Origin of the sequence: Alkalibacterium indicireducens (assembly GCF_039522005.1) — a bacterium.
Taxonomy (GTDB): Bacteria; Bacillota; Bacilli; order Lactobacillales; family Carnobacteriaceae_A; genus Alkalibacterium; species Alkalibacterium indicireducens.
In genome coordinates, this window is sequence record NZ_BAAADA010000196.1 from 1 (window position 1) to 7,627 (window position 7,627).

The following is a 7,627-nucleotide window of genomic DNA, read 5'->3' on the forward strand; positions in this document are numbered from 1 at the left end:
TAGATTAAGGGTCTTCTTTCTTTTTGTCTAGGTCGAATTTCCCCTCTTCCGACATTAATTTTACACATAGTACAAGGGAGTCACCGGTGTCCTCGTTAATCCATGCTGTGTTGACCTGTAAAATATGCTAGAATGATTAGGAGAAAAGGTGAGGAGATATGCAATGAAAGAGTGGAAAATAGAACAGCTGACACATTCTTATGGAATCAAGACATTATTTGACGACCTGTCATTTTCTATCCGAGAAGCACAGAGGGTGGGGCTCATCGGAGTCAACGGGACCGGAAAGACAAGTCTGCTCAGAATTGTAGCAGGAGAATTAAAACCTGACAGCGGGCTTATATCAAAACCAGGGGAGTATGAGATCGGCTACCTCAGTCAGAAATCGGAACTTGATGAAGAGAAAACTTTGTTTGAGACAGTATTTGATGGAGATTCACCAGTCGTGCAGGCCGCAAGACACTATGAAGAGGTCCTTCAGAAACTGTCAGACGATCCCCTGAATCCTAAAACTCAGCAGGCATTCACAGAAGCTGAAAAACGGATGAATCAGGAAGATGCCTGGACAGTCAGCTCCAGAGCTAAATCAATTCTTAACCAGTTAGGGTTGTCAGACAGTACAAAAAAAGTTGGTACTTTATCAGGTGGACAGAAAAAAAGAGCAGCCCTAGCTCAAGTTCTTATTCAGGAACCGGATCTGCTGATTCTTGATGAGCCAACGAACCATCTCGATTTTCAGATGATCAAATGGCTCGAGGATTACCTTGCGGGTTATAGAGGGGCTTTACTGATGGTTACCCATGACCGGTACTTTCTTGACCGGGTTTCTAATGAGATACTTGAGCTTGAGAACGGAAAGATACAGTCTTATTCGGGAAATTACCAGCAGTACGTGCAGTTAAAAGCTGAGCGGGAAGAAACTGAAGCCAAGATGGCTCACAAACAGAAACAGCTGTATAAACAGGAACTGGCTTGGATGCGCGCAGGTGTACGGGCTCGAGGGACTAAGCAGGAAGCCAGAAAAGAACGGTTTGCTGGTATTGAAAAACAAGTCAAAAGTCAGGTCACTAAATCTGACCTTGAACTGAATTTATCAGGATCCAGATTAGGCAAAAAGGTGCTGGAACTTGAGAACGCGACTAAACGTATGGGTGATTTAACGATACTGGATCAGTTCAACTTGCTTGTTCAGCAGACAGATAGGATAGGAATCACTGGTGTAAATGGCGCGGGTAAAACAACTTTTTTGAATATCCTTGCACAGGAAACAGAACTGGACTCAGGAGAACTCATAATAGGAGATACAGTAAAAATAGGCTACTACAGGCAGTTGAATGAAGCATTTGATGAAGACAAGCGTGTTATAACTTACTTGAGAGAAATTGCTGAGGAAGTAAAACTTGCCGATGGTACCAGCGTCAGTGTGTCTCAACTGCTTGAAAGATTTCTTTTTGACCGTTCAATGCACGGCTCGCCTATCAATAAACTGTCAGGTGGGGAGAAGCGACGCTTATATCTGCTCAAAATCCTAATGCAGCAGCCGAATGTCCTGATTCTGGATGAGCCGACAAATGATCTGGATGTTCAGACGCTGACTATTCTAGAAGAGTACATCAGTCAGTTCTCCGGTGCTGTGATTGCCGTTTCCCATGACCGGTACTTTATTGATAAAATTGCCAGTAAGCTGCTGATTTTTAACGGCAATGGAAGGATCGAAGAAAGTTACGCAACATTAACTGAGTACCTGGAACAGACTAGAGAAATAAAGGAAGAAAAGCCCACAGTCATTAAGAACAAAACTGCACCTGAAAAGAGAAAAGAACCGAAAGAAAAGACGTCACTGACTTATATGGAGAAAAAAGAGTGGGAGTCCATAGAAAGTGACATTGAGCAGCTGGAAATGGAACTTGAAGCCATTCAGGAAGAAATTAGTCATGTGGTATCAGATCACGTCAAGCTGAGTGAATTAACTGATAAGCAGACTGAATTAAGTGGACAGCTTGCCGAAAAATATGAACGATGGGAATATCTCGCACAATACGTATAGAGGAGAGAGTAAAGTGGAACAGGAATACCTTGATTTAGCTAAGAGAATTATAAACGAAGGATCAGTAAGGGAAGACAGAACAGGTACAGGAACACGTTCAGTTTTTGGACACCAGATGAGGTTCGACCTTCAAAAAGGGTTTCCACTTCTGACAACAAAGCGCGTGTTCTTCAAGCTGATAAAAAGTGAACTGCTATGGTTCTTAAAAGGCGATACAAACATCCGGTTTCTTCTGGAAAACAACAATCATATCTGGGACGAATGGGCTTTCGAACGCTTTGTTAAGAGCGAAGATTATAATGGTCCAGACATGACTGACTTCGGTATCAGAAGTCAGAAGGATCCGGAGTTTAAAATACAATACGATAATGAAATGGCACAGTTCAGAGAAAAAGTCCTGACGGATGATTCATTTGCAGAAAAGTACGGGTCATTAGGGAATGTTTACGGTGCTCAGTGGCGGGCGTGGAAAACAGCCGATGGCGGGTTTATTGATCAGATCAAAGAAGTGATTGAGTCTATTAAAACTAATCCTAATTCAAGAAGACACATAGTGTCAGCGTGGAATCCTGAAGAAGTCCCAACGATGGCTCTGCCTCCTTGCCACACACTTTTCCAGTTTTACGTGCAGGATAACAAACTGAGCTGTCAGCTCTATCAGAGAAGTGGAGATGTCTTTTTAGGTGTACCATTCAATATTGCCAGCTATGCTCTACTTACTCACCTCATAGCTCAGGAAACGGGCCTGGAAGTCGGAGATTTTGTGCACACTTTAGGAGATGCTCATTTGTATCTGAATCATATGGAGCAGATTAATGAACAGTTATCCAGAGACGTCCGGGATTTTCCAACTCTTGAACTCAATAAAGAAAAAAGTATCTTTGATTTTGAAATGGATGATATTAAAGTGAAAGACTATCATCCACATAAATCAATCAAAGCACCAATAGCGGTATAAGAGAACATTGTTGCGTGTTACAACTTATAAGTTGTAACACGCAAATATATAACAGGAGGACTGACATGATAACATTTGTATGGGCAGAAGACGAAAACGGGCTGATAGGCAAGGATGGGCAGCTCCCATGGTCGTTGCCGGCAGATATGGCCTTCTTCAAGAAGGTCACTTTGACAGGTAACGTGGCTATGGGACGTAAAACTTTAGACAGTATTCCGAATCCTCCTTTAAAAGAGCGAATCAATTATGTGATGACACGCAATTCAGATTTTCAAATGGAAGGTGTAGTTGTCACACACTCAAAAGAAGAGCTGCTGGATGTGGCTGCGACTGACAAGCCTCTCCATATAATCGGAGGCGTGTCACTTTTTGAGGCCTTCGTAGGAGAAGTCGATAGACTTTACCGGACAGTGATCCACGAGTCATTTGAGGGCGATACTTACATTCCAGAAATTGATTACAGTAAGTTTAAGCTGATTGAAGAGGTAGACGGAACTGTAGATGAGAAGAACCGTCATCCACACACATTTCAGATTTTTGAACGGATAAAAGACTGATTCCTGCTACGAGCATTTATCTGATATAAAAAAAGTCACACCGACTGATCGGGGTGTGACTTTTTCTGTATCTAGAAAAATTACTTACTGTGCAGAGTATTGAATTTAGCTTGAGATTGTCTTAAGTGTAAAGATAAATTGAAAAGAACATGCATACAGTTCCTGTCAGTACGAACAGATGCCAGACAACATGCATATATTTAACATGTTTCAGTCTGTAGAACAGTGCACCGACTGTAAAGGAAACTCCTCCAGCCATTAACCAGATGAATCCTCTAGTGCCAAGTCCCTGGTACAAGTAGTTGAGGAAAAATAAAGAGATCCAACCCATTGCAATATACAACCAGACTGAAAGACCTTGGAATTTTTTGAACCAGACCGTTTTATATACAACACCCAGCAAGGCAATCAGCCATATGACTGATGTCAGTATTGCTCCAAGCCTTCCTCCGATCGTAATCAGAGTATAAGGTGTGTATGTTCCGGCAATGAGCAGAAAAATACTGCAGTGATCGATCACTCGAAAGACTTTTCTTGCTCGAGTAAACGTAAGACTGTGATAAAGCGTACTGGACAAGTACAGCAGGATCAGTGTAGATCCGTAAACAGTATAGGATGTCACTTCAACTGCACCGCCATATTCCAGCCCTTTCTGAACAAGAAACACTAGACCGACAATACTCAAAATTACTCCTATTCCATGAGTAATTGCGTTCAGTACTTCATTAAATACCAGATATTTTTTTGAAAATACTGGGTGATCTGTAAAATTTGACATAGACGCCTCCTTTGTCTCTCACATTCTGTACGACCAATCAAATATTTGGTATACTACTTTAGAAAGACTACTTCTATCTTGTAGTCGGAATTATAACATATTTACAGCACTCAGTTAAATGAAATAACACAACTGAAATTAAAATGCTCGAAAGGAGACAGCAAGTGGCAGAATCACGTGGAAATAGAAATAGAGGAACAAACGGATGGATGTGGGCCTTCCTTATTCTGCTGGGTATCATCATCTCATTAAGCATTTGGATTATTGTTGGTCTGCAACCGTCCAATTCAGACTATACAGGAGAACAAGCTGGAGACTTGACAGTAATCGAAGACAGTTTGAGCTTCGAAGTTGTAACAGATAAAAATCAACTTAATCGGGTCATCAATCTTTATCTGGAAGAAGAGCTGGATGAACAGTTTGCCGGGTACAATGTAGTGATTGATGAGGATGTACAGTTGAGCGGGGCTCTCCAAGTCTTCGGTTTTGATGTAGACTTTTTATTGAGAATGGACCCTTATGTTGTCGATGACGGCAATTTACAGCTTAGGGCAACTTCGATACAATTAGGGTCATTCGATTTACCTATTGGGATCGCAATGAATGTTCTCGGCCAGCAGCTTGATCTTCCTCAATGGATAAGAGTAGATAGTGAGCAGCAGATGATTCTGGTAGCATTGAACGAGTTTCAGCTCGAAAATGACCTTCAGTTCGCTATGCAGCGTATCGATCTGCAGGAAGATGATATCAGATTGAATATTATTTTGCCTGAAGAGGCTGTAAGATGATATACTGATAATCATTTATCATGATGTGTGAAAGGATTGAATACGATGGAAAAAGCTTTACTAGCTGGGGGATGTTTCTGGTGCATGGTCCAGCCTTTTGAAGAAATGGAAGGTATACTGAATGTAGAGTCCGGATATACTGGCGGCCATGTCGAAAATCCAACTTATGAAGAAGTGAAAAGCCAGAAGACAGGGCATACTGAAGCTGTACTGATCGAGTATGATGAAAAACGTGTGTCGTTTGACGATCTGCTGGAGATGTACTGGCAGCAGACTGATCCTACCGATGCTATGGGTCAGTTCATGGACCGCGGGGACAGTTACCGACCGGTTATCTTCTATTATAATGAAGCGCAGGAAAAAGCTGCACGGGACTCAAAAAGACGTCTGGAAGACAGCGGAAAGTATAAAGATCCTATTGTGACTGAAATTGAACAGGCACAGACGTTTTATCGGGCGGAAGATGAGCATCAGCAGTTTTACAAAAAGAATCCAAGGTTATATGCAGAAGAAAAAAGACAGCGCCAGGAATGGGTCAACGACAGAAAACAGGTGGGCACTGAATGAGACGCTCATTTTATCATTTTGTCAAAACGCTGGCAGATCCTTACAAAAAAGATGACTTCACGCTGTTCGCCAATGCCGTTTCCAGAGATGGCACATTTCCCAAGCAATCTGAGGATTATGACGAGCTGTCAGACTACCTTGAGTTGAATGCAGACTACGTGGAGTCAATGACCTTGTTCGATGAAGTATTTCAGGAATATAGAGAAACAAACAGATAGGAAACTATAACAGTCAAAGGAGAATTTATCATGAGTACACATATTGGAGCAAAACAGGGAGACATTGCTAAAACAGTTTTAATGCCGGGGGATCCGCTTCGTGCTAAATACATCGCGGAAACATTCCTGGAAGATGTTAAGCAGTATAATGCCGTCAGAAATGCGTTTGGTTATACTGGAACCTACAAAGGCCAGGAGATATCTGTTCAGGGAACCGGTATGGGCATCCCTTCCGTTATGATTTACGGTGAAGAACTGATTCAGGAATACGGTGTGGAGAATCTGATTCGTGTCGGATCAGCTGGCGGGATGAAAAAAGAAATCAAGATCCGTGACGTCGTACTCGCACAGGCAGCGACTACAGATTCCAGTCTACACCGTCAGATATTCAATAATCAGGTCGACTTTGCACCGATCGCAGATTTCGATCTGCTTAAACACGCCTACGATATCGGAATGGATAAAAACATGAGTATCCGTGTCGGTAATGTGTTGAGTGCTGACCGTTTCTATAATGCTGAACTGGACAAGCAGAAGCTTGCTGACTATGGTGTGCTGGCAGTTGAAATGGAAGCAGCAGGACTCTACTCATTGGCCGCTAAGTACAATAAGAGAGCTCTCGCATTACTGACTATTAGTGATCACCTTCTGACAGGTGAAGAAACAACTGCAGAAGAAAGACAGACAACCTTTAACGACATGATGATTATTGCACTGGAGGCTGCTTTAAGAATGGAAGCACAAGCTAACTAAGCTATAAGAAAAGGGGACTCTCATGCAACATGAACCTGATTCACAAAAAGAGACAAGAAAAGTCAGTTTATCTTTATATATCGGATCACTTATAATCGTACTCGTTGTTGCTATAGCAAGTACTGCTCTTGGGCTGAGCTATTTCGGAGATGCAGCTGAGGAAAACGATCATTCAGAAACTGAAACGGTACTTGATTTTACTGATGAAGAGACCACACAGCCGGTAGATTTTCAGCCTATCGAAGAAATGTATTCTATACTCATGACTCAGCATCTTGAAGAAATAGACTCACAGACGTTGATAGAAGGCGCACTGGAAGGCATGGCTGATGCTGTAGGTGATCCATATACAGAATATCTTGACGCAGTAGAAGCGACTTCAATGGATGAGGATATTCAAGGCTCCTTTGAAGGAATTGGAGCTGAAGTCATGAAGGAAGGCGAATACGTGCGTATCGTTTCCCCGATTGCCGGTTCCCCTGCTGAAGAAGCAGGCTTGATGCCGAATGACTATATTGTTGAGGTCGATAATGAGTCGGTCGCAGATTTAAATATCAATGAAGCTGTCTCTCTTATAAGAGGGCCACAGGGGTCTGAAGTCGAGCTTCTCATTTTACGGGGAGAAAACATGTTCAACATCACACTGACGAGAGATTCGATCCCTGTTGAGTCAGTCCGGTACGAACTGGACGAAGACAATCCGACCATTGGTTACGTGCACATTACCAATTTCAATTTGTCTACCTACGAAGAGCTGGTCGAAGCGATTGAAGAGCTTAAGGACCAGGGCGCAGAACAGTTCATATTCGACGTCCGCGGGAATCCAGGTGGACTGCTGAACTCAGCTATTCGCATCTCTAATATCTTTGTTGAAGATGGAGAACCGATCATGCAGTCTCAGGGAAGAGATGAAGAACCCTTCATTTACGTGGCAGATTCGGGAGAATACGGTGACTTTAAA

General features: G+C 42.5%; 9 protein-coding genes. 8 read left to right on the forward strand and 1 reads right to left on the reverse strand.

Translation table 11 applies throughout. The annotated features are described in order from the left end of the window. Window positions 1-163 precede the first annotated feature (163 nt). The 3 genes from ABFX15_RS10800 to ABFX15_RS10810 all read left to right on the forward strand — a co-directional run bounded on the left by ABFX15_RS10800 (window position 164) and on the right by ABFX15_RS10810 (window position 3,562). On the forward strand, window positions 164-2,047 hold the full coding sequence (locus ABFX15_RS10800; protein WP_346025418.1) for an ABC-F family ATP-binding cassette domain-containing protein: 1,884 nt from the start codon (window positions 164-166) through the stop codon (window positions 2,045-2,047). 13 nt (window positions 2,048-2,060) lie between these two features. Further along, the gene (locus ABFX15_RS10805) at window positions 2,061-3,005 is read left to right on the forward strand and encodes a thymidylate synthase (RefSeq protein WP_346025419.1); all 945 of its coding nucleotides are present in this window, start codon (window positions 2,061-2,063) and stop codon (window positions 3,003-3,005) included. Window positions 3,006-3,070: 65 nt separating this feature from the next. After that, window positions 3,071-3,562, forward strand: coding sequence for a dihydrofolate reductase (locus ABFX15_RS10810; RefSeq protein ID WP_346025420.1), 492 nt, complete (start codon window positions 3,071-3,073; stop codon window positions 3,560-3,562). A gap of 121 nt (window positions 3,563-3,683) precedes the next feature. Here the strand turns inward: ABFX15_RS10810 and trhA are convergent, their stop codons facing one another. Beyond that, window positions 3,684-4,340 (reverse strand): PAQR family membrane homeostasis protein TrhA, encoded by a 657-nt coding sequence (trhA, locus tag ABFX15_RS10815; RefSeq protein WP_346025421.1) that lies wholly within the window; start codon window positions 4,338-4,340, stop codon window positions 3,684-3,686. A 164-nt stretch (window positions 4,341-4,504) separates the two neighbouring features. Here trhA and ABFX15_RS10820 point away from each other — a divergent pair, with 164 nt between their 5' ends. The 5 genes from ABFX15_RS10820 to ABFX15_RS10840 all read left to right on the forward strand — a co-directional run. Beyond that, entirely contained in the window at window positions 4,505-5,128 is a 624-nt protein-coding gene (locus ABFX15_RS10820; RefSeq protein WP_346025422.1) for a YpmS family protein, read from the forward strand. 45 nt (window positions 5,129-5,173) lie between these two features. Then, window positions 5,174-5,695 (forward strand): peptide-methionine (S)-S-oxide reductase MsrA, encoded by a 522-nt coding sequence (gene msrA / locus ABFX15_RS10825; RefSeq protein WP_346025456.1) that lies wholly within the window; start codon window positions 5,174-5,176, stop codon window positions 5,693-5,695. Further along, window positions 5,692-5,913: a YozE family protein gene (locus ABFX15_RS10830; protein WP_346025423.1), complete on the forward strand. Its 222-nt coding sequence runs from the start codon at window positions 5,692-5,694 to the stop codon at window positions 5,911-5,913. The genes msrA and ABFX15_RS10830 overlap by 4 nt, the downstream gene beginning before the upstream one ends. 30 nt (window positions 5,914-5,943) lie before the next feature. Continuing rightward, entirely contained in the window at window positions 5,944-6,666 is a 723-nt protein-coding gene (gene deoD, locus ABFX15_RS10835; RefSeq protein WP_346025424.1) for a purine-nucleoside phosphorylase, read from the forward strand. Window positions 6,667-6,688: 22 nt separating this feature from the next. Then, window positions 6,689-7,627, forward strand: a 939-nt coding sequence (locus tag ABFX15_RS10840; protein ID WP_346025425.1) for a S41 family peptidase, incomplete at its 3' end; no start/stop codon positions are given.

Excerpts from the sequence above, each read along its gene's own strand:
- deoD (WP_346025424.1), top strand. The coding sequence starts at position 5,944 with ATGAGTACACATATTGGAGCAAAACAGGGAGACATTGCTAAAACAGTT.
- ABFX15_RS10830 (WP_346025423.1), top strand. The coding sequence starts at position 5,692 with ATGAGACGCTCATTTTATCATTTTGTCAAAACGCTGGCAGATCCTTAC.
- trhA (WP_346025421.1), bottom strand. The coding sequence starts at position 4,340 with ATGTCAAATTTTACAGATCACCCAGTATTTTCAAAAAAATATCTGGTA.
- msrA (WP_346025456.1), top strand. The coding sequence starts at position 5,174 with ATGGAAAAAGCTTTACTAGCTGGGGGATGTTTCTGGTGCATGGTCCAG.
- ABFX15_RS10810 (WP_346025420.1), top strand. The coding sequence starts at position 3,071 with ATGATAACATTTGTATGGGCAGAAGACGAAAACGGGCTGATAGGCAAG.
- ABFX15_RS10800 (WP_346025418.1), top strand. The coding sequence starts at position 164 with ATGAAAGAGTGGAAAATAGAACAGCTGACACATTCTTATGGAATCAAG.